Source organism: Zavarzinella sp. (genome assembly GCA_041399155.1).
Taxonomy (GTDB): Bacteria; Planctomycetota; Planctomycetia; order Gemmatales; family Gemmataceae; genus JAWKTI01.
Genome location: JAWKTI010000006.1, coordinates 154,797 through 175,846 on the forward strand (window position 1 = coordinate 154,797; position 21,050 = coordinate 175,846).

General features: G+C 50.3%; 20 protein-coding genes. 12 read left to right on the forward strand and 8 right to left on the reverse strand.

All coding sequences use genetic code 11. The features are described 5' to 3' along the window. Nucleotides 1–67: 67 nt before the first annotated feature. On the reverse strand, nt 68–892 hold the full coding sequence (locus R3B84_22785) for a hypothetical protein (GenBank protein ID MEZ6143404.1): 825 nt from the start codon (nt 890–892) through the stop codon (nt 68–70). A gap of 190 nt (nt 893–1,082) precedes the next feature. Next, the gene (locus tag R3B84_22790; protein MEZ6143405.1) at nt 1,083–2,477 is read right to left on the reverse strand and encodes an MFS transporter; all 1,395 of its coding nucleotides are present in this window, start codon (nt 2,475–2,477) and stop codon (nt 1,083–1,085) included. A gap of 378 nt (nt 2,478–2,855) precedes the next feature. Here R3B84_22790 and R3B84_22795 point away from each other — a divergent pair, with 378 nt between their 5' ends. Next, the gene (locus R3B84_22795) at nt 2,856–4,343 is read left to right on the forward strand and encodes a DUF1501 domain-containing protein (GenBank protein ID MEZ6143406.1); all 1,488 of its coding nucleotides are present in this window, start codon (nt 2,856–2,858) and stop codon (nt 4,341–4,343) included. A gap of 187 nt (nt 4,344–4,530) precedes the next feature. Continuing rightward, nucleotides 4,531–4,935, forward strand: a complete 405-nt coding sequence (locus tag R3B84_22800) for a DUF5684 domain-containing protein (GenBank protein ID MEZ6143407.1) — start codon at nt 4,531–4,533, stop codon at nt 4,933–4,935. A gap of 7 nt (nt 4,936–4,942) precedes the next feature. Here the strand turns inward: R3B84_22800 and R3B84_22805 are convergent, their stop codons facing one another. From R3B84_22805 to R3B84_22820, 4 genes are all read right to left on the reverse strand, one after another. Beyond that, nucleotides 4,943–5,107, reverse strand: a complete 165-nt coding sequence (locus tag R3B84_22805; GenBank protein MEZ6143408.1) for a hypothetical protein — start codon at nt 5,105–5,107, stop codon at nt 4,943–4,945. Nucleotides 5,108–5,219: 112 nt separating this feature from the next. After that, nucleotides 5,220–5,408: a hypothetical protein gene (locus R3B84_22810; GenBank protein ID MEZ6143409.1), complete on the reverse strand. Its 189-nt coding sequence runs from the start codon at nt 5,406–5,408 to the stop codon at nt 5,220–5,222. A 505-nt stretch (nt 5,409–5,913) separates the two neighbouring features. Beyond that, nucleotides 5,914–6,189, reverse strand: coding sequence for a sigma factor-like helix-turn-helix DNA-binding protein (locus R3B84_22815; GenBank protein MEZ6143410.1), 276 nt, complete (start codon nt 6,187–6,189; stop codon nt 5,914–5,916). Next, a complete protein-coding gene (locus R3B84_22820) occupies nt 6,189–6,713 on the reverse strand; it encodes a sigma factor (GenBank protein MEZ6143411.1) in 525 nt (174 codons plus the stop codon). The genes R3B84_22815 and R3B84_22820 overlap by 1 nt, the downstream gene beginning before the upstream one ends. Before the next feature lie 394 nt (nt 6,714–7,107). On the opposite strand from R3B84_22820, the gene R3B84_22825 reads away from it, so the two are divergent. The 3 genes from R3B84_22825 to R3B84_22835 all read left to right on the forward strand — a co-directional run bounded on the left by R3B84_22825 (nt 7,108) and on the right by R3B84_22835 (nt 10,638). Continuing rightward, nucleotides 7,108–8,007 carry an alpha/beta hydrolase gene (locus R3B84_22825; GenBank protein MEZ6143412.1) on the forward strand — a complete coding sequence of 300 codons (900 nt, stop codon included), beginning with the start codon at nt 7,108–7,110 and terminating at the stop codon, nt 8,005–8,007. 146 nt (nt 8,008–8,153) lie between these two features. Further along, complete coding sequence (locus tag R3B84_22830) at nt 8,154–9,296, forward strand: trypsin-like peptidase domain-containing protein (protein ID MEZ6143413.1); 1,143 nt, start codon at nt 8,154–8,156, stop codon at nt 9,294–9,296. 367 nt (nt 9,297–9,663) lie between these two features. Continuing rightward, nucleotides 9,664–10,638, forward strand: coding sequence for a hypothetical protein (locus tag R3B84_22835; GenBank protein ID MEZ6143414.1), 975 nt, complete (start codon nt 9,664–9,666; stop codon nt 10,636–10,638). On the opposite strand, the gene R3B84_22840 is transcribed toward R3B84_22835, so the two are convergent. Then, nucleotides 10,623–12,140, reverse strand: a complete 1,518-nt coding sequence (locus R3B84_22840; protein ID MEZ6143415.1) for a hypothetical protein — start codon at nt 12,138–12,140, stop codon at nt 10,623–10,625. The two genes, R3B84_22835 and R3B84_22840, sit on opposite strands and share 16 nt — an antisense overlap. Before the next feature lie 574 nt (nt 12,141–12,714). Between R3B84_22840 and R3B84_22845 the strand changes: the two genes are divergently transcribed. Then, nucleotides 12,715–13,122 carry a hypothetical protein gene (locus tag R3B84_22845; protein MEZ6143416.1) on the forward strand — a complete coding sequence of 136 codons (408 nt, stop codon included), beginning with the start codon at nt 12,715–12,717 and terminating at the stop codon, nt 13,120–13,122. 116 nt (nt 13,123–13,238) lie between these two features. On the opposite strand, the gene R3B84_22850 is transcribed toward R3B84_22845, so the two are convergent. Continuing rightward, nucleotides 13,239–14,255 (reverse strand): serine protease, encoded by a 1,017-nt coding sequence (locus R3B84_22850; protein MEZ6143417.1) that lies wholly within the window; start codon nt 14,253–14,255, stop codon nt 13,239–13,241. Between the two features lie 240 nt (nt 14,256–14,495). Here R3B84_22850 and R3B84_22855 point away from each other — a divergent pair, with 240 nt between their 5' ends. The 6 genes from R3B84_22855 (at nt 14,496) to R3B84_22880 (ending at nt 20,858) form a co-directional block, all read left to right on the forward strand. Beyond that, nucleotides 14,496–15,245 (forward strand): SDR family NAD(P)-dependent oxidoreductase, encoded by a 750-nt coding sequence (locus tag R3B84_22855; protein ID MEZ6143418.1) that lies wholly within the window; start codon nt 14,496–14,498, stop codon nt 15,243–15,245. A 50-nt stretch (nt 15,246–15,295) separates the two neighbouring features. Further along, a complete protein-coding gene (locus tag R3B84_22860) occupies nt 15,296–16,609 on the forward strand; it encodes a hypothetical protein (protein MEZ6143419.1) in 1,314 nt (437 codons plus the stop codon). Between the two features lie 39 nt (nt 16,610–16,648). After that, complete coding sequence (locus R3B84_22865) at nt 16,649–17,263, forward strand: tyrosine-protein phosphatase (protein ID MEZ6143420.1); 615 nt, start codon at nt 16,649–16,651, stop codon at nt 17,261–17,263. 84 nt (nt 17,264–17,347) lie between these two features. Next, a complete protein-coding gene (locus R3B84_22870) occupies nt 17,348–18,670 on the forward strand; it encodes a PP2C family serine/threonine-protein phosphatase (protein ID MEZ6143421.1) in 1,323 nt (440 codons plus the stop codon). A gap of 143 nt (nt 18,671–18,813) precedes the next feature. Beyond that, entirely contained in the window at nt 18,814–19,749 is a 936-nt protein-coding gene (gene hemC / locus R3B84_22875) for a hydroxymethylbilane synthase (GenBank protein ID MEZ6143422.1), read from the forward strand. Between the two features lie 2 nt (nt 19,750–19,751). Continuing rightward, nucleotides 19,752–20,858 (forward strand): type III polyketide synthase, encoded by a 1,107-nt coding sequence (locus R3B84_22880; GenBank protein MEZ6143423.1) that lies wholly within the window; start codon nt 19,752–19,754, stop codon nt 20,856–20,858. Nucleotides 20,859–21,050: the final 192 nt, after the last annotated feature.

The window sequence follows — 21,050 nt, forward strand, 5'->3', positions numbered from 1 at the left end:
ACGATGGGAAGATTCTCATGAAAAGTGCCGCAAATTTGGATGTAGAAGTGAATAACATCGTCGTTAACTACCTACGAAAAAAAATCATATATGACTTAAAACCCAATTTCTGTGTAAGTTTGGGCAATGTGAGAGTTCTGAATTCTGTAAGGCTTTCTACTGTGGCATCTTCGGAATTGCAAATGAACGCAATTGTTGATTTGGATTCCGCTTTCGCTTGCCCTACTACTTTGATAATTGCACTTTCAAATTCCTTTGAGAAAGTACCATCCCAGTTTTTATCGAATTGATCTTTGAATTTAACAACGCATGTTGCCTGGAATAATTCCTTACTGAATGGCGTAAGAGCAGCATATGCGGTTACATAAGTATTCCCAATCCCCGGTTCTTTGCGTTGATCAGGCCCTGCTGTCAAATAAGCTTTGTGAAAACGAACCCGATCTAGCCAGTGATCATTTTTTTCTGTGCCACTAATTACTGAGCCAATATCGCAGTTTCTATTATCCGTACAAGCGTTATTTAACCCTAGAAAAAGATGGTAAACAACACGTATCGCTTCATCACTCGGGGTCTTTTTTGTGTAATAAATCCGATATTTTGGCAATTTTTCTCCAGTTTTCGGAAACTGAGAAATAGCTGCTTTAAACTTATTTATTTGCAAAGATTTTGTATCCAAAAAATCATCTTTTGTAATGAGTAAACTGCCATTGATATCCACTGAAAATTGTGACCATTCAGAGTTATTATTCATGATCATTTGTAATTCAGTGAAACAATTATCTAGTTTTGGCGGATAGATGAGATAAGGTATTTTGTCTGAATCTGGCTCGTCGCCGAACAAAGGAAAATGGGCAAAAATAATATACAAGCCTAGAGCAAATTTAATTCTCATTAATTGATCTCCCAAAACTACACTTCATTTCTTAAGCATATTTTTTGCCTTTCCTTCGTGTAGATTATAGGCCAGCTGCAGTTGAATGCATCATCGGCCAAATTAGAATGCAGCAAAGAATCTGGACAGTTGAGATCGATGTCACAGCAAAAGAGGGTAGCTATTCCAGACGGGGCAATTATTTGATATGTCAGCTAGTCGCCGTTTCGTGATCGTGGGGCTTTTCCGGCACCGTGATCGGCTTGCTGGCATCAATTTGCGTCCAGAGAAAGACCCCGAGACCATAAATAATCGCATAAATGGTGAAGAGAATAATGTAAGCCTGACTGCCCACTTCATCGTTTCCGGCATCATTGGTGACCGTGTGGGCCTTCAGGATTCGACCGGAAATGAAAATGCCCAGCGTAGCACCCAGGTTGCCAATCATGTTCATCGCACCGGAAACAATGGCGGAGTAACGCTGACCGATATCCTGTGCCGTCGCCCAGGCGGGGCTGAGAATCAGGTCGTTAAAGAAACCGACAAACATCAGTGAAATGGCAAAAGCGTACAGATTACCCACAGAGAGTGCGGCAAGAATGTAACAGCAGCCCGCAAGACCATAGCCAGCCATCCCGATCACTCTGCGTGCCATTTTGCGGTTATTGGTTCTGCGGAAATATAAGTCGGTGAGGTAACCACCCAGCAGACAGCCAAACATCCCCACCAGCAGTGGGGCACCACCAAAGACTGCAAGAAGTAAATCCCCACCTTTTTTGGCACCGAACGAGGCAAATTCCGTTTTCAGTGTACGCGGCACAAAGTACATCAGGAAGTACCAGTTAAAATTGGTCACCATGTACATCAGGCAGAGAAAAATCACATTTTTGTTACCAAAAATCGCTTTCCAGGGCACGCCTGCGTGGCCTGATGGTGGCTGGCGATTTTCATCAATAATCTTCGCCTCTTCCTCATTCACCTTGGGATGTTCTTTGGGCGTGTTGGTAAAGAACAGGTAGAAGATGATGCACCACATCACTGCAACAGCGGCAAAACTCCACAGAGTCTCCCGCCAGTCGAGGCCAAGATACTTGGTAAACACCAGCCAGACCAGTGGGGTCAGACCACCCATGAAGCGTGCGGAAAGCCACATCGCACCCTGGGCAAAGCCCCGCTCTTTGGCAGGAAACCAGTTATATAACGCCCTCGACATATTTGGGAAGGCTCCCGCTTCCCCCATCCCGAAGAGGAATTGAATCCCGATCAGCAGGTAAAACCAGGTTTCATAGCTAAATTTCCAGCCGGTAAATGCGGTTAACGCCACAAAAAACGACCACCACAGGACAATGCGGATCAGCGTTTTGCGTGGGCCGTAGGTATCGCCCATCCAACCGGTGGGGATTTCAAACAGGGCGTAGGCTAATTGAAAAGCCACCAGAATCAGGAAGAAATCCTGTTCACTTTTGCCGATGGAACCCATGATGTCGCCTTTGGCGTTGCCCAGCATGGCACGATCCATGTAGGTGATCATGGCCAGCAGGCACAGCATCAGGAGAACCAGATAGCGAACGCGGCTTGCTCTGGGTGCGGCGGAAGAGGTACTCATTGGATCGGAAACATCCCCTCGGTTAAATGGTGAAAGTAAAATGTAACGATCTGGCACAAAAATCGCAAACAAGAACTACCACGAACAAGAAGAAATTGGCAAGAAAACCAGATCATGTACCCATTTGGTGCGGGATCAGTTTGATTTGTTGTGCTGGATAACTGCATCGAACTGCTGCACCACGGAGTAGATTTATTAAGCATTTCTCATAAACAAGTCAGATTTCTAACCGGCATCCCTACAAACATCAAAATCAGGTACTTTCGGCACCGAAAATCGCAGTTAGACTCGCCCAGCTTCGCCAGTTTCCGAAGTGAATTTTTCCTTGCGTTGCATGCCATTTTCTGACACAATACACTTTTCCAAACAGGTGATCACATGCTGCGCGTGCTCGGCTCTCAAAAGCAGTTCTGCGATGGTATTTCCCGCCGAGACGCCCTGTGGGTTGGCGGGCTCAGCATGTTGGGCCTCCACCTGTCCGATCAATTGCGGGCAGAACAAAAGCCTGTTCGTCAGCCAGATAACCCGCTGCCTGGTTTTGGGAAGGCGAAATCATGTATCCTGCTTTTCCTGTATGGCTCTCCGAGCCAGTTGGAACTGGCAGACATGAAACCGGATGCCCCATTGGAGATCCGTGGGGACTTTCGCCCAATTCCATCGGCCCTGCCAGGATGTGATGTGTGCGAACTGTTGCCCAATACCGCCAAGGTGATGGACCGTGTCACCGTGCTGCGTTCTGTGACGCACGCCCACCCAATCCATGGGGTGGCTTATGCCACGACCGGTGTGCCGAAAATCGATGTGCCGATGGAACTGAATCCACGTGACAGCCGACATTGGCCGTTCATGGGGTCGGTGGTCAACTATCTGGAGCAGCAACGCACCAAACAGGACAATATTCTGAACAATATTGCCCTGCCATGGCCATTCAGCACCCGCCGCACTGGTGAAGTACACCGTGCGGGGCCCTATGCGGCGTTTCTGGGCAGTAAATACCACCCCCACTTTACGGAATTTATTGGCAAAGCGAACAAGCAGATCACCAAAACGCTGACCACCACAACCAAGACATTCGATGAACCGTATGTGGGTATTGAACCGGACTGCCAGTTCACCCTCGGACAGGCAGCCACCTTGCCAGTCGACATGACATTAGACCGACTGGACCAACGCACCTCATTACTTCAGCAGATGGAACGGGCGCAGGCCAAGGCCAGCCCCACCAACCGCGATCATTTTCGGCAGGGTGCGTTCGATCTGATCCGTTCCACCCACGTGCGGGATGCGTTGGATATTTCGCGTGAGAAAAGTGCCCTGCGGGATCAATACGGCATGACCGTATTTGGGCAGGCCGCACTGGCAGCCCGCAAACTGGTGGAAGCGGGTTCTCGCTTCGTGACGGTGTTCTGGGATGAGTTCGGGCTTGCAGGCTCCGGCTGGGATACCCACTGGGAACACTACCCACGGATGAAAGATGAGTTAATGCCCGGGTTTGACAAGGCATTTTCCGGCCTGATTGCTGATCTGGATCAGCGTGGGATGCTGGATGAAACCCTCGTGCTGGTACTTAGCGAACATGGCCGCACCCCCAAGATCAACAAAGCCAAAGGTGGTGGGCGAGATCACTGGTCTCAGGCCTATTCCGTAATGATGGCTGGTGGGGGTATCAAACGCGGTCAGGTCATTGGCAAAACAGACAACATTGGCGGCACTGTGGTCGATCGGCCAATTTCACCGAAAGATATTCTTGCCACCACATACCATCTGTTGGGCTACGATCTGGAAACCGTTCTTCACGATCAGGCCAGCGGTAGACCTTATCCAATTCTTTCCGAAGGCAGCGTCCTGACCGATGCGATTGCATAACAAATGTCAATTGGACAGATTGTTTGCTTCTAAAGAAAAATTGTACCTACAGCACTATCTTACATAATCCTCATCAAATATTGTTACATACAGACTTGACTTGATTGGATAGGGAGCCTATGCAAAAAGAAGTCCAATTGCACTTCGCAAAAATGGATTCGCACAACTCTCACAAAGAGGATATTTCATGTTTCAACCAATTTTGTTTGCACAGCAACAAGAAGTGGATTTAGAAGGCGCAGCCGGATTTGGAATTGGTATCTTTGTAGTTTATCTTGCGGTGATCATTCTTACTGTCGCAGGATTATGGAAAGTTTTTGTCAAAGCTGGCAAGCCGGGGTGGGCAGCGATTGTACCGATTTACAATGTGATCGTATTGTTGGAAATCGCTGGTAAACCAGTATGGTGGGTCATTTTGATGTTCATTCCCTTCGTTAACTTTGTTGTGAGCATCCTGATTGCAATCGACGTAGCGAAGAATTTTGGCAAGGAAGCTCTGTACGGTATTGGTTTGGCATTTCTGCCGTTCATCTTTTACCCACTGCTTGGTTTTGGTGATGCCCGCTATCGCCCACAGACTGGCAGCTACTAATAGTTGATTACAACATCAATTCCAGATTGCCCTTCAACAAATGGATGATATTGTGATACCTGGTGAGAATCGGCCAGGTCAATTCTTTATCTGTCTGATTGCCAATTTCAGGTGATTCATCAAGGATTGTCATCCCAAATGGTGTTGCAATGGAAATTACAGGCCAATTCATTTCTTCAGGTGTGCCAATACACGTTCTAGCAATTGGTTCGTGGATACCACCCTACGTAAGATGGGCGTCTCGCCCATGAGTTTTTCCCACGGGCGGGACGCCCATGTTACGTTTAACCAATAAAGTACTTACCTTCAGTCCACAACTGGTATTCATACAAGCAGTCTTTCGCCTCTGGCAATTGGTTCGTGGATACCACCCAACGTAACATGGGCGTCTCGCCCATGGGTTTTTCCCACGGGCGGGACGCCCGTGCTACGTTTAACGAATAAAGTACCTTCAGTCCACAACTGGTATTCATACAAGCTAGCCTCTCGACTCTGGCAATTGGTTCGTGGATACCACCCAACGTAACATGGGCGTCTCGCCCATGAGTTTTCCCCACGGGCGGGACGCCCGTGCTACGGTTAACGAATAGTAACCGTTCACCTATATTATTTCAAGGTTCGGTGCAGGTTCGCCTTTTCGGTATGCGCTGATCGCTTCTTTCAGATAATTCAATACGTTTCTACCCTTTAGTTTCAATGTTTCACATACCGTCATGATTCGCTCTGCCAACCTACAGCCACGAGCACTCTGAGAACCAAAGTTGCGGCGAATCAATCTTTGTTGTGAATTTTTGCAAAATTGCTATCACCTCTTTGGATCGATTGACCAAAATAGTGCCGTTTGAGATCGGAAAATTGATTTTTGCTGCTAACAGCACTGGTCAAGTGCTGGCAATTCAAACTGGTTGGATTGGATGTCCGCCTACGCCGGAGTGATAATTTCAGCGTGGACTTAGATTCTTCGTATGTTCTTTACGATTACACCTGTTCCGCTACTTGTAGTGCGGCACGCAGTTTGCTCAGTGCGGTAGCCTGAACCTGACGTACACGTTCCTTTGACAGGCCGAGTTGTTTCCCCACTTTCTCGAGGGTAATTACTTCGCCACCTTCCGGATTGCAGTAGCGTAAACTAAGGATCTTCTTTTCCCGCTGGTTCAACAGTGGGTGGTCTGCCTGCAGGAAATCGTCAATTGGAACTGCAATGCTGGAGCTGGCCCCTGGTTCCTTCGACTGGCGGGGTTCACCTTCAGGCATCACATCCAGTGAAGCGGACTTGCTGAGCCAGTCGTTCGATAATTTCTGGGCCAGACGTGCCAGTGCCCGCACGAGGCAGGTGTAGCATAGGTGCTGAACCTGATCCCCATCCATGGGTTGTAGGCTGCTACTGCCTGAATGAGCACAATCTGGCAATCTCCAATCAGATCGTCGGCACGGTTCGACATTGCCATTCGGCGGCGTACCGCCTGATAAACCAACTTGCGATTTCCAAGAACAATCTGATCACGGAGAGCAATGTACGCTTGCTGCCACTTGCGGGATTCTGCCACACCTTTGGAGCGTTTCCAGCGGAATGCAGCGTAGTGCATACGTTTGGCAATGTCCCGCGTGATGTCGTCTGGCATGTAGTTATGAGAAGAGTCTAATGATTGGGCGTTTTCTGGCTGGTAAAGTTCGTAGGCATCATCTGCTTCGAACGATTCGTGGACGACCGAGTGGGGTGCATTGCTATTGTCGGAAAGACACAAATTCCGCTTCGAGGTCGGGTGGTTCGTTCTCATCTGAGATCCTGTTTCGTAAGTGACCACTATCAGACGATGGAAACGTCCAAAAGATTCAAAACGTCCAAAACGTCCAATTCGTCCACTTTATCCTACGTTGAATCGCACCATTAGGTCAATGAAATGCACAAAAAAATAAAAATTCGCGCCAAACCTGAAAATTATTCAGACTTGGCGTGAGTCTGTTAGTTGTACTTCGCGCTTCTGTACTGCCTACGCGGGAATGACGATTCAAGTGGAAACAGAATGATTGGACATTTGCTTAGTCATTTGATCAAACGAGCTTTCTAAAACAGTCCAGTTTCAAAAATCATGCCGTAAAAAAGACACCGTTTGTAATTGCCTGAGGTACAATGGGTGGGGTTTTGATGGAACAAAGTGAGGCGGACAACAAATGAAGATTTTCTCAGCAATTATCTGCAGCCACGCACTGGTGCTGGGTGCGTATGCCCAGGTTCCCAAAAATATCGGGCCCAAGGTGCCTGAAGGCACCACGATTCATCGAAATGTGGCCTATGGCACGCACCTGGAACGGAATGTGCTGGATCTTTACGTGCCAAAATCGGCCAGCAAGCCACCATTGTTAATCTGGGTGCACGGTGGTGGCTGGCAGGGCGGTAGTAAAAATGGCAACAATCCGCTGATTCCGTTTTTGTCGGAAGGATATGCTGTCTGCTCGATCAACTATCGGCTAAGCCAGCACGCCATTTTCCCCGCACAGATACAGGATTGTAAGCAGGCGATCCGTTTTTTACGCAAGAATGCGGAAAAATACGAAATCAATGCCGCAAAGATCGTGGTGGCAGGTGCGTCCGCAGGTGGGCACCTGGTGGCACTGCTGGGCACCAGTGGCGATGTGAAGGAACTGGCGGAAGAGAAAGCTGACCTGCAAATCAGCGACCGCGTGCAAGGGGTGATCGATTTTTTTGGTCCCACCGATTTGACGCTGATGAACCAGCACGCCACGGTGAAAGGGCCGATTGATCACGATTCGCCGAACGCACCGGAAGCACGGCTGATTGGTGGGGCAATACCAGAGAACAAAGAGAAAGCTGCCAAAGCCAACCCACTGACCTACGTTTCAAAAGATGATCCCCCGTTTCTGATTTTTCATGGCACGCAGGACAATTTGGTGGGCTGGAAACAAAGCGAAATCCTGCACGAAGCACTGCAAAAGGCGGGTGTCGCCAGCAAATTTGTCAAAGTAGAAAAGGTGGGCCACAGCATGCAGGTGCTAACCGAAGATAACAGAAAGCTGATGCAGAAGTTTATTGCGGATCATCTGCCAAAGTGAAACTTTTCTGGTCAGAAATGCATCTAAACGAACGTGATCGCACATCAGGTGGGTGGTGACTGCCCTGTTTAACTAACTTGACAGTCACTTGCCCACCGTTTATGGAAGAAACTGGAGTTCACAGAAGTTAGTACAGGAGAGGGAAAATGATTTCGCGTTTACCAGAACGAGCTTTATTCACCTTTCTTTCGGTAGCCTGCGTCGGCCTGGGGATTTATGCCGTCACTCTGGCTCAGCCTGGCTTACCCAAGTTGCCCCCACCACCAGTTCAGGGGAATTTGCTGCCGGACGTCAATACACGTCCGTTGGTGCTGTCCGAAACGGAATCGACAAACGTCAAAGTGTATCAACAGGTCAACGGTAGTGTGGTCAATATCACCACCAAAGGTGTGGATGATTCATTTTTGCTGTTACCACCCACCCGACAGGGTTCCGGCTCGGGCTGCGTGCTCTCCCAGCTAGGCCACATTCTAACGAACTACCATGTGGTGGAAGGTTCGGATGAAATCAACGTCACGCTATCCGATGGTTCCAGCTTTCCTGCCCGCATCATCGGTACCGATCCGAATAACGACCTCGCAGTTCTGCGAATCGATGCCCCACGCGAGAAGTTGAAGCCGATTCCCTGGGGAGATTCTGATCAGCTTTCCGTGGGGGTGCATGTCTATGCGATTGGCAATCCGTTCGGATTGGAACGCACGATGACTTCGGGCATGGTAAGCAGTCTTGGCCGCACGCTGAAAGCGGATAACGGTCGACTGATTCGGGATGTCATTCAGACGGATGCCGCCATTAACCCAGGCAATTCGGGCGGCCCACTGTTGAATACTCGTGGCGAACTGGTTGGAATCACCACCGCAATCATTGGCAAGGCTGGTCAGAACAGTGGTGTGGGGCTTGCTGTTCCGGGAAATACCGCCCGCCGCGTGTCCGAAGAGCTGATTCGTTTTGGCAAAGTAGTGCGGCCAGACGCGGGAATTGAGGCAGCTTACCGCACAGAGAAAGGGTTACTGATTGCCCGCCTGACGGAAAATGGTGCCGCAGAACGGGCAGGCTTACGTGGGCCCGAAGTTCGTGTGCTTCGACGCGGACTGGTCACTCAGTTTGTGCAGATTGACCGATCGAAAGCAGATTTGATTACCGCCGTCGATAACAAGGATGTCCGCACCATGGATGAGTTTTTGTCGGCAATTGAAGCCCACAAACCGGGCGAACAGGCAATCCTGACAGTGGTGCGAAATGGTCAGGCGATGAATGTGCGTGTTACGTTGGACGAATCCCGCCGCTAAGCAAAATCAGATACTTCAAGTTAAGTGTTGCAATAAGACGATAATCAGACGGTTGTGCAAGCAACCGCATTCCCGCGCAGGCGGGAATCCAGTGCGAAGACTTGAAGTAGCACCGACAAAGCCTTACTGCACTGCCGAAGATTTTTCATCTGTTATCCAGGGCTCGCTTCGCACACTATGGGCTGACAGAATGCTGCTTGAGGGCCAACGGCTCTTTTTAACAAACCAGCTTTCCTGTAGCGAAGAACAGCATTGAGTAATTGTCTCCAATAGTAGATCAGGTGAAATTCCCAACGTTTGCGATCGCAATCGAACCCGATATCACAAGTAGCAACCGGGATTTCTGACCCACAGCCATGAGGGAATCATGCTTCTGAACCGGGAGTTGATTGATCGCATCAAGGAACACTTTGCAGGGAAATCTTCGTCCCAACTGCGGGACATCATGGCGCAACAACCCGGGAGGCGATGGTCTTTTGAAGCTCACGTCGCAGCGGAAGAGGTGCTGGAGGAACGCAAAGATGGACTTGCACAGGAACCTCTGCTTCCCACAAAAATTCCACTACCAAAAATTACCCAGGTTTCCGAAGAATGGATCGATGGCGAAATCAGTGATGACCAGCAAGACCCGCTGTTTCCGAAAATTACTTATGTACCCGAAGAATTGATTGATGGCCTGATTTTGGGCTTCCTGATTGGTTATCTGTTTGTTCCCTATTTTCGGCGACGGGATTTCCCATCTTTTTCGATGCCATTTGGTAAAAACATGGCCTGGTTTGCGATTGACACGAGAGATCAACATGCTGTCGCCACTGCCTTCCAATTGCAGGATACAACACGCTGTGTCTGGGAGAAGGGAATTGAAGCTGCCTACAACAACCAGGTATTTGTGACACCACCCGTGGGTGATTGGATTCTGGTTCCCAGCACTTCGTTGTATCTGATGCCAGGCAAGCTGACGATGCTGCTGGAACAGTTAAGCAGCCAATTTTCAGACGTACAGTATTTCTGTCATCAGGAAGAAATCGAACTGTACGTCTGGGCCAGGGCAAAAAACGGCACAATCGAACGGGCTTTCGGCTGGCTTGGAAAGCAAGGCACCACGCTGATGGATGTGGGTGAGCCGGATGAGGATGAGCAAAGTCTGGGTATTGTAATTGAAGATGGCCAACCTCGCTGCTACGATGATCGCAAGCGAACAACCATCCCTTTTCAGGCAGAAGATTTGTTCGAGCTGGCAAATCAGTGGAGCATCAACCCTGAGTTGCTGGATGTTCGGATGATGGATGAAATGATTGGGATTGTCGGCAATTCCGACCATTCTAATCAGTTGCGGGTATAAATGGTGTGGTGCTGGCCACGGATTGGCTTCCAGCCCAGCACGCGAAACATCCGGTCGAAGCCTCCTTCATTCTGCACAATGGCGATATCAAACTTTCCAAATGGTTCGATCCATTCCTGCATCGCCTGGCGTGGGGAGACCGCACCCGTCAACAGGCCATCGCGGTATTTCACATAATCCCACAGAAACTGATCGCCGAATAATTCGCAACGATCGTCACAAAATGTTTTCAGCCGTGGGGTGAAGTGGGCGATAAAGCCACCCAGCTCCAGTTCATTAAAAATGGCACGGGTGGTATCTGCTGGTTCTGCTGCTCGCAGAACAGGTAGCAGATCGCTGGGCCAGCGTTTCAGATCCAGTCGAGCAATGCGGGCTTCATTGCCCAGCAAACTGGTTTTCAACTGGATTCCCACGAGAACAGTACCCAGAAAAACACCCACGCTAAGCAGTAATGATCGCAATGTGGGCACAGTCGACCGTGGGCGAAAATAATCGCGTTCTGGTTTTGCAAACCAAGGCAGCCAGCGCGAACTTTCCAACATCCCTGGCAGATAAATCAGCACCCCCAGCGTGAATAAAGGTGCATGGCGGATTCGTGTCCAGGTCAGGAGCAGCCATGCCAGTGGGAGCCACCAGAGCACCCGTTGTTTGTTGCGGGGGATACTGGCAAGCAGGGCCAGATACACTGCCATCAACAGCATCGTCAGGAAGCCTGTGGCACTGAACAACTTCAGTGGGGCATGTTCCTGGATGATGGTGGTCAGCGATTGCATCTGGTAAATCTGCAGCCAAACTTTGGCAATCGACCAGCCATACGGGGTGGCAATCAGTGCAACGAACGTGCCCAGCAGGGTTACCCAGAGCACTTCCAGTCGATAGCGGGAATTGGGGTCTTTACCGATCTGCCAGATCCCACATGCAGTCCAGAGAACTGTTGCAAGCCCAAGAGTGGCAACGCCACCCAGCACCCCACCGTGGCAATTGGCCCAGATGGCAAACACGATCCAGGTACCGAACATATACATACCACCGCTGATTTTTCGCTGGTCCCACAGGTGCAGGATGAAAAAGGTGTAGGCCATTCCCATCATCGTGATGACGGTGGGGCGAACATGAAAATTTGCGGCACAGGCTGCAATCGCCAGAAGTGCCAGCACCACACAGAACAGTGGATGCCAGCCTCGCTGCCATAATCGCAGCAGTGGGACGGCAAACAATGCCACCAGCAGGGCAACCGTCACCATCAGCAAGCCATCAAAGCCGGCCCAGGCATTGATCTGGTGCATCCCATACTCGCCCAACCACTGGTGGGGCAACCACGGTTTCTCTGTGTGGGAATAGGTAAACGGATCAGTTCCAAAAAAGCCACTATCGGCAATCAGCCGGCCTGTTTCGATATGCCAGAAGGTTCCAGGATCGGAAAACAATCCTGATCGACCTGCAAACAGGCCAATGATCCAGGCAACCAGTAACAGCCCAATGGTCTGAAGGAGGGTTTTCATGAATTTCTCATCTCTGCCACAGCCCCACGTGGTGCCCGGTGGTGGGACCTGGTTTCTCGCACCACTGGCTTAAGTCCTTGTACGAAAGGAAGATAGAGTGTCACCGTATGATCGCGAATTGGGATGTTCAGCAAATGACTCAACACTTAGATTATCCCAAAGTATAAAGAAAAAGCGGAAAATGTGCAAATCTGCGGACGCATCGAAAGCCGTCGGACCGCGGTCATCGTGGCCGCACTGTTTGCCACTCTCCGTTGGTGAGGAGTGGCGAAACTTGTGGGCGAAATGTAAAGACATGGATTCCCGCCTGCGCGGGAATGACGGTTTTCGTGGTGTTTCGGTTAACTGGTTGTAGTTTGAGTATAGTGCCCTGGATTCCCGCCTTCGCGGGAATGACGTTTGTTAGTGAGTATCGGCTTACTGGTGGTAATTCAAGTTTACGCCTTGGATTCCCGCCTGCGCGGGAATGACGGTTTTCGTGGTGTTTCGGTTAACTGGTTGTAGTTTGAGTATAGTGCCCTGGATTCCCGCCTGCGCGGGAATGACGTTCGTTTGGTGACGATGGAGGTTTTCAGTGTATCGGTTCACAGGCTTTTTCGCTCGCTTAGTTATTGAGCGGCCTACAACACTTCCTGTCGGAGCAGTCTGGCGTGAAATTACCACACCTTTCTCTGGTGTAGGGATACGATTGCCCGGATTGGCTGGCATGGAGCCAGGGCCGGAAGAAGTTCATCGGTTGCTGACCGAAGTTGGGCTGGGTGGTGCAATAGACTGGCTGTTCATCGACTACGTTACATGGGCTGGGCCAATCGACAGCGTTTATGGTATGGGGTTGTGGCAAGGCCGTGCGTTCGGGCCGGTCAGCGAGTCGATCCGCAATTCGCCTCGTGCTGCATTCCTTGAACTGATGGGCGAGTTCGGTGTTGCCGAGGCAGATGCCCTTAACTTCCCGCCATTTATCCGAGGGTTCTGGGGCGAGTAGCAGGTCCGCAAATGGACAAGCATTGCTGAAAACTAACTATTTGTCGCTTCGGATTAATTCTACTCAACTTCCGAAATGCATCATTCAATACCGTCAGCTAACAAGTATCGAAACGATTACTTCAGGCGGTCGAGGATCTGTTTTGCTTCTTTCGCAGCATTCGTCATGGGATATTTGGAAATCACATCCGAAAGTGCTTTCTTGTAAGCAGAAGCCAGTGCGGGGTCATCTGCATAGGCGCTTGCTAACGCCAGAATGTTCTTGGCTTTCTTTTCCAGTTCATCTGTTACAGCACCAGGGGTCTTTGGATTGCTGGGGTCTTTCGGATCTTTGGGCACAATGGAAGTAACGCTTCCGGTACCAGCTTTGCCACTGAGGGTAATCCCTTTTTCTTTCAGGAAACCAAGAACTTCCGAAGCATCAATAAAGTAACTCACGTTCTGTTGGGATGGCATCCCCCCTGTAGTAACACCCACCATCGAACCCGAGTTGTCAAACATGGGGCCGCCGGAATCACCCGGGTTGGTGGGATTGGTGGCAGTAATCACACGGCATTTGACTTTGAAGGTGTAGCGTGGATCATCTTTATCCACATACTCAATTTCATCCTGTCCCACAGTACGTACGCGGCCTTCTGTAAAACCAAACACCTGGTTCAAGGCACCAGGGCTACCAATTGAAAAGACGGTGCGGCCTGGCCCCACGGGTTTCACAGCAATCGGAATCGGCTTGGCTCCAGGTGGGACACGGTCGAGTTCTACAATCGCCAGATCGCGAGACGTGGAACGATACAGAACCGTCCCTTTGGATGCCTCACCGTATTTGATGCGGTCCATATATTTTTTCTTGTCCGTCACCATGTCTTTCGTCTTTTTATCGTAGACAGGAAACTGTACCCAAACCGTCTTCTGATCGGCCACAACGTGGTAGTTTGTTAAAACCAGTTTCTTTTCGGCATCAATCAGCGAACCTGATCCCATGCCAATCCCACCGCGGTCAGGAACCACAATAAACACTGCTGAGTTCACAACGTTTTTGTAAAGGACTTCAGGATCATCTTCCGCCCATGTGCGTTGGGATGGTAATAGCAAGGCCAAAGAAAGCAACAAGAACCGCACCGGTTTGGTGGACATGGGGACTCCTCCAATGAACAATTACATAAAAGATAACAACAATGTTGGCCGAGCGTTGGCAACAGTGCCGCAAAATAACTCCGTTGCATGTTGAATAACTGGAGAGGCTGCTGACGGTAGTTACTGGATATTCTACCCTATTCAATATCCTTTTAATATCTTACCATGCTAAACGATGCGTTGGGTGTGGTCAATCAAATAATCTCTCCCGCAGGCGGAGATACAGTGGGGATTTTGCGGATGGCAGACAATTTCTTCGGATTAAATGGGAAAGTGGCAATTGTAACAGGTGCTGGTCAGGGGATTGGAGCCGCAATTGCCCGTCGATTGGCTGCTGCCGGCGCAAAAGTGGCCATTTTTGATATGTCGCCTGAACCCGCCCACACGGTGGCAGCAGAAATCGGTGGGAAGGCAGTCATTGGCGATGTGACCAACGAAGCTGATGTTCAGCGAATTGTGCAGGAAGTCGAAAGCAGCCTGGGCCCGGTCGATCTGGTAGTGAATAACGCCGGTATTACTGGCCGCACCGTGGTTTCGTGGGAACTGCAGAAAGACGAATTTGCCAAAGTGATGGATGTGAACGTGATTGGCCCATTTTTGCTCTGCAAAGCGGTCATTCCAGGCATGATGGCCCGTAATTATGGCCGAATTGTGAATATTGCGTCTGTGGCAGGAAAAGAAGGGAACCCCACGATGGCTCCGTATTCTGCCAGCAAAGCTGCAGTGATCGCCCTGACCAAGTCGCTGGCCAAAGAAGTGGCTGGAAAAGCAAATATCACGGTCAATTCTGTGTCGCCTGCAGTTATCCACACCCCAATTCTCGATGGGGTCGCACCCGAAACGGTGCAATATATGGTTTCCAAGATCCCGATGGGCCGCACCGGCACACCGGATGAAGTGGCTGCACTGGTCCATTTCCTCGTCAGTGGGGATGCCAGTTTCACCACCGGACAGTGCTACGACATCTCCGGTGGCCGCTCTACTTATTAGAAATGAATGAAAACTCATGAGATTTTGATTTGCCGATCGATGTTCCAGTCATGTTCAGTTCCATTTTCTTCGATTTCACCTTACCGAACTCGGTGACGTGGTTCTATTTCTCATTTTTTCTGGTCATTACGCTATTTTTTCGGTTTAAGAACATTTTTTCGCTGCGGAACCTGGATCTGCTGCTGCTTTATTCCATAGCGCCTGGGTTATTAATGCTGCACCAGGCCCACAATTACCTGCGTACTGGTGGGCCACCTGCAAGCATTCAGGTCAGCTACATCTGGTTGCTCGGTGGATCGGCACTGGTCTTTCTCCGCACGGTGCTGGACCTGGGATTGGAAAAACGCCCACTGATTCGTCCGAATTTGAACAAACAGGCACTTCTGTGCCTGACAATTGTGCTGTTTGTGGGTTTGTGCGTGGTAGCCATTCGCCGCATTCCCGATTCCCCAGTGGACGTGGGAAAAAGCCTGCCCACCTTCGAAAAAGTGCAGAACAATGCGATGAACGTGGTGTCGAACACCACGCGAATTGTCAATTTAAGCGAAGCCACCACGCGTTTCTGGGTAGAACGGATTGTGGTGATGATCCTGCACCTTGGGGTATCGGTCCTGCTGGTACAGATAGGCGTGCGGCATTTCCATAGTCGGGCGTCCGGCATGTCGATGGCCTGCCTGTATATGTTGTTGCCGTATACCGCCTACCATGTCTCCCAGGTGCACCACGTGCTGCCAATGATTTTTGTGCTGGCAGCCATTTACTGGTCAAATTACCCCAGCCTGGCGGGTGCGATGATGGGGATTGCCTGTGGCAGCATGATCTTTCCGGTGTTAGCCTTCCCACTGTGGCTGGGGTATTATCGTGGTCGGGGTTTTCTGCGGTTCTTATTAGGATTTCTCATTTCTTCGGTGTTAATGTTGATTGTCACCTCCCTGATTCTGTTCCTGACGGGCAGTTTGCGGGACTATTTAAGTGTACATCAATATATTGTTGATTGGAAAGGCTGGCAGGCACCCACCACGGAAAGTATCTGGCGGGGCTCGCACTGGGCTTACCGACTGCCGGTAATGATTCTGTACGGTGCCTTTATCGTGCTGACGATGTTCTGGCCCACCCCACGCACGCTGGCACAGGTGGTTGCCCAGACGGGTGCGGTGTTTGTGGGCGTGCAATTCTGGTATTCCGATCAGGGTGGTGTTTATGTATTGTGGTATTTGCCTTTGCTGCTGATTGTGGTATTTCGATGCGACCCTGTCCGCGAACCAAGTTCGGAACAGGAAACGGCCAGCACCCCACCGTATCAGAAGTCGTTGCTGCGAGGTCGCCGGTCCAGAAAGAATCATCCCACTACGGGTGTCATCTAACCAGCATGCCCCCTTTGGTGATCAGTAAGAGAATATTTGATGGAAGTACTTTCAAATCAAGAAGTTACGTCAGATCGCCTGCGGCGGATTGGCTTTTATCTTCAGCTCCTGGGTGGGGCCGCAATTGCGGCAATTATCGTCATTGGCCCACTGGCATACATCAGTTTTCGCAAGCCAACCTATCGGAATTTTCGAGTGGTCGATGAAGGGAAGTTGTACCGCACCGCCCAGTTGAATGAGGCAGGCCTGGAACGGGTAATTCTGGAGTATGGAATACGCACCGTGGTCAGTTTGCGCTATGCGGACGATGGCGAACCTTCCCCACCAGACGAGTGGGAAGAACAGGTCTGCCAGCGGCTGGGAGTGCAGCACGTCCGGATTCGACCTGGTTACCACGAAGGGGATCATGGCGAAAAAAATGCCCGTGTTGCTTATGACCGGTTTATCGAATTAATGCGAAATCCAAACAACCACCCAGTATTAATTCATTGCTTCCGTGGGGTGCACCGTACGGGCTGTTTTTGCGCTGTTTACCGAATGAATGTGCAAAAATGGTCAAACGAAGAAGCAATTCAGGAATTAATTGATTTTGGATACGATAAACTGAAAGAAGAGTCCGATGTATACAACTTTATGAAAAGCTACCGACCATAGACTGAGCAATCGCTACTTGGCTAGTAACATATAATTTTCGGGGTCGACTCTTTGTGAGTTGAAAAAAAGGTTAGGAAGCTGCACGTGTCTTTTTTTAACGAGATCGAGCATTCGGCGAAAACGCATGTGGGTATCAAACGACCCCACAATCAGGACGCGTTTGTAGTGCAGCAAGCTCCTGACAAGGACAACTGGCACACCGTGGGCCATCTGTATCTGGTCGCAGATGGCATGGGCGGCCACGCCGTGGGTGAGAAAGCCAGCGCCAAGGCGGTGCAGGAAATCCCACTGAAGTTTGTGAAATGTATCGCCACCGATGGCCCCGCCAATGCCCTGCGGAAAGCTTTTCAGGAAGCAAACGCTGGTATCCACGCGATTGGCGAAAGTAATCCGGAATTTCGCGGCATGGGCACCACCGCCACCGCACTGGTGCTGCGGGGTGAAGGTGCCTGGGTTGCCCACGTGGGAGACAGCCGGGCGTACCGCATTCGCGATGGCAGCATCCAGCAACTGACCTACGACCATAGCTATTCCTGGGAACTGGCTCGACGCCTGGGTATCCCACCGGAAGAGATGGAAGATGTCAAAAAGAACGTCATTGTTCGTTCTTTGGGGCCGGATGCCCTGGTTCAGGTGGATATCGAAGGTCCTTACCCACTGCAATCGGGCGATGCGTTCCTGCTGTGCAGCGATGGACTATCCAACTTAGTCACGCCCGATGAAATCGGCGCGATCGTTTCTTCGATGCCGCTGCCGGAAGCCACCGAATTTCTGATCGAACTGGCCAATCTGCGTGGTGGGCCGGACAACATTACCGCCATTGCGGTCAGAATTGGTCAGACCACCGAATCGATGGCGATCGATCCCGCAGATAAGCAGTTTCTGCAGAAAATTCAGAAAAGTTTTCTTGGCAAAATCCCCTGGCCGATGTGGCTGCTGCTGTTAGGAATCTTGCTGGCTCTGGGCTTTGTTGTTGCCTCGATGGCTGCCTGGAAAGGTGGCGTGCTGTTATTTGCCTGCTCGCTGTTATCCATGGTGGCAGGGATGATCGGCCTGATTATGCAGACCAGAAAACGACCCGAACAGTCCGATTTGGAGGCGCCTCCCGCCACCAAAGCCAATATTCATCGGCAGTATCCGATCCGAATTGACCAGTCCCTCGTCGATCGCTGGAAAAATCTGACGCTGCAGATTAAAGAACAATTAGAAGCTCGGGAATGGAAAACCGAATGGACGCAATACAAAAAACATGTCGATGAAGCCACGCGGTGCATGATCGACAGCGATTATCTGGTGGCGTTTCGATCGTTTTCGCGGGCACTTCATGTGCTGAGCAGGTCGTTTAACAAAAATCGACCGAAAGAAGAATCATTCAAACCGAAGTGGGACAACAATTCAGGCGGCTGAAAAAGCGGCATTTTCGCGCCAAACCTCAGGATATCTATGTCCAGACCTGAAAATCGCGCAATCTTCTCAGAAGTGGAATGGTTTTCTCTGCCCACTGCTGATGAAATTAAGACACATCAACGATTGTCCAATATATCAAACTAATGAAATCAGGGGTAAAACTCGGGACGCGTGGGAGTCAGTTGGCATTGTGGCAGGCCAGACTGGTCAAGTCGATGCTGGAAACTGCTCATCCGGGAATTCCGGTTGAAATTGTGGTGATTGAAACCGATGGTGATCGTGTTCAATCGGTGCCTCTTTCCTCTTTTGGTGGCTTTGGCGTTTTTACCAAGGCAATCCAGGAAGCATTGCTGGCCCGCACCGTCGATATTGCGGTGCATAGCCTGAAAGACCTGCCCACCATCCCAGTGGAAGGACTGCAACTGGCAGCAGTCACCCCACGTGGGCCACTAGGGGATGCTCTGGTTTCTCAGAAATGGAGCCGATTTGACGATTTACCCCCACAATCGACCGTGGGGTCCAGTTCACTCCGTCGCAAAGCACAATTGTTGTTGCGACGACCCGACTTGAACGTGGTGGATTTGCGTGGCAACGTGGAAACACGGTTGCGAAAGCTGGCAGAACAGCAATACGATGCCATCGTACTGGCCGAAGCGGGCCTGGTTCGATTGGGTCTCGCCCAGCACATTACCGAAATTCTTGACCCCACCTGGATGTTACCTGCGGTGGGACAGGGTGCAGTGGCGATTGAATGCCGCACGGAAGATGAAAATACTCGGGAGTTGATGGAAAAAATCAATCATCACCCCACATGGCAGTGTGTTCAGGCGGAACGACATTTTTTAAGCACCCTTGGCGGGGGATGTCTGGTACCTGTTGGCTGCCTCAGTCGCTATGAGGAAAACACCCTTTCACTGACGGGGGCTGTTTTTTCAACGGATGGAAAACAACGAATTGGAGATACAGTTACTGGAATGATGGACAAATCAGTGGATTTAGGTAACGAATTAGCCCGACTATTAGTAGATCGAGGCGCGAAACAACTACTGAGTGGCATGGCCACCTATCCGAAAGGTTGACAATGCCATTTGATATTTTAGGTATGGGTACGGCAGTACCTGATGTGAAACTGAACCAGAAAGAAGCCCTTCGCGCAGCAGAGATTCTCTGTGCGCGAACGCCGGAGAATCTGACCTGGCTACCCGCGATGTACAATGGAACCGGAATTGAATCCCGCTATATCTGCATCGGGCGGGAAGTCGTGGACGATATTCTGAATGAAACGCAGCATTCCGGCTCGCCGTTTCTCCCGAATGGAACCCCGGATGATGCTGGCCCGCTGACGAAATTCCGCATGCAGGTTTTTCATGAAGAAGCGGGCAAAATTGCACTGGAATCGACCAAAAAAGCACTGGCGAATTCAGAAACCGACGCAAAAGATATCACCCACCTGATTACCGTCAGTTGTACTGGTTTTTCTGCACCAGGTTACGATTACCATTTGATTCAGGAACTGAATCTTCCCCGTAACGTCCTGCGTACCAACGTTGGCTTTATGGGTTGTCACGGTTCATTTAATGCGTTGCGGGTGGCACAGGCATATGCCGAAAGCGACCCCAGTGCCCGAATTCTGCTCTGTTCGGTGGAATTGTGCAGCATCCACTACCATTATGGCTGGGACCCACAGAAGATTATTGCTAATGCCCTGTTTTCCGATGGTTCTGGAGCCCTGGTGGGCCGTGCCGCACCCAGCAGTGGGTCAGATCGCTGGAAACTGCATGCAACCGGGTCGATTCTGCTCGACAATTCGGCCCGCGCGATGAGCTGGCACGTGGCCAATCATGGCTTTGACATGGTGTTGTCGAAAAAGATTCCCGAACTGATTCAGGCCCACCTCCGCGAACCACTGACCAACTGGCTGGCAAAATATGAGGTGGACGTGAAAGATGTGGGTACCTGGGCTGTCCATCCCGGTGGTCCCAAGATTCTGGAAGCAGTTGGTTCTGCCATGAGCCTGACGATGGATCGCTTCTGGGCCTCCAAAGACATCCTGCGGGACTATGGAAACATGTCCTCCGCCACGATTCTGTTCATTTTGAACCACCTGCGGAAACAACGTTCCCCAGGTCCGGTGGTGGCCATTGGCTTCGGCCCAGGCCTGACCATGGAAATGATGCTCTTCAAATAAGCGGAATGCCCACTGAATCCCACTTTCCCGATTTCATTTTTCGCAAATAGCTTGCAGCTAAGATTCTTTCTGTTAATTAAATTACGTAATTGATATTTTACGTGTGATCTAATTGTGGCAGAACTTTTCTTGATCGCTTGAAGAAAGATGAGGAAATACACATTTTTCCCGTATATCTTTTGATTAAAATCC

What these genes read in the sequence shown, in the direction of transcription:
- R3B84_22790 (MEZ6143405.1), bottom strand. Translation starts at nt 2,477, where the DNA reads ATGAGTACCTCTTCCGCCGCACCCAGAGCAAGCCGCGTTCGCTATCTG.
- R3B84_22880 (MEZ6143423.1), top strand. Translation starts at nt 19,752, where the DNA reads ATGCCATTTGATATTTTAGGTATGGGTACGGCAGTACCTGATGTGAAA.
- R3B84_22805 (MEZ6143408.1), bottom strand. Translation starts at nt 5,107, where the DNA reads ATGAATTGGCCTGTAATTTCCATTGCAACACCATTTGGGATGACAATC.
- R3B84_22860 (MEZ6143419.1), top strand. Translation starts at nt 15,296, where the DNA reads ATGTTCAGTTCCATTTTCTTCGATTTCACCTTACCGAACTCGGTGACG.
- R3B84_22810 (MEZ6143409.1), bottom strand. Translation starts at nt 5,408, where the DNA reads ATGAATACCAGTTGTGGACTGAAGGTACTTTATTCGTTAAACGTAGCA.
- R3B84_22785 (MEZ6143404.1), bottom strand. Translation starts at nt 892, where the DNA reads ATGAGAATTAAATTTGCTCTAGGCTTGTATATTATTTTTGCCCATTTT.
- R3B84_22825 (MEZ6143412.1), top strand. Translation starts at nt 7,108, where the DNA reads ATGAAGATTTTCTCAGCAATTATCTGCAGCCACGCACTGGTGCTGGGT.
- R3B84_22835 (MEZ6143414.1), top strand. Translation starts at nt 9,664, where the DNA reads ATGCTTCTGAACCGGGAGTTGATTGATCGCATCAAGGAACACTTTGCA.
- hemC (MEZ6143422.1), top strand. Translation starts at nt 18,814, where the DNA reads ATGAAATCAGGGGTAAAACTCGGGACGCGTGGGAGTCAGTTGGCATTG.
- R3B84_22850 (MEZ6143417.1), bottom strand. Translation starts at nt 14,255, where the DNA reads ATGTCCACCAAACCGGTGCGGTTCTTGTTGCTTTCTTTGGCCTTGCTA.
- R3B84_22840 (MEZ6143415.1), bottom strand. Translation starts at nt 12,140, where the DNA reads ATGAAAACCCTCCTTCAGACCATTGGGCTGTTACTGGTTGCCTGGATC.
- R3B84_22815 (MEZ6143410.1), bottom strand. Translation starts at nt 6,189, where the DNA reads ATGCCTGAAGGTGAACCCCGCCAGTCGAAGGAACCAGGGGCCAGCTCC.
- R3B84_22820 (MEZ6143411.1), bottom strand. Translation starts at nt 6,713, where the DNA reads ATGAGAACGAACCACCCGACCTCGAAGCGGAATTTGTGTCTTTCCGAC.
- R3B84_22830 (MEZ6143413.1), top strand. Translation starts at nt 8,154, where the DNA reads ATGATTTCGCGTTTACCAGAACGAGCTTTATTCACCTTTCTTTCGGTA.
- R3B84_22795 (MEZ6143406.1), top strand. Translation starts at nt 2,856, where the DNA reads ATGCTGCGCGTGCTCGGCTCTCAAAAGCAGTTCTGCGATGGTATTTCC.
- R3B84_22855 (MEZ6143418.1), top strand. Translation starts at nt 14,496, where the DNA reads ATGGCAGACAATTTCTTCGGATTAAATGGGAAAGTGGCAATTGTAACA.
- R3B84_22865 (MEZ6143420.1), top strand. Translation starts at nt 16,649, where the DNA reads ATGGAAGTACTTTCAAATCAAGAAGTTACGTCAGATCGCCTGCGGCGG.
- R3B84_22800 (MEZ6143407.1), top strand. Translation starts at nt 4,531, where the DNA reads ATGTTTCAACCAATTTTGTTTGCACAGCAACAAGAAGTGGATTTAGAA.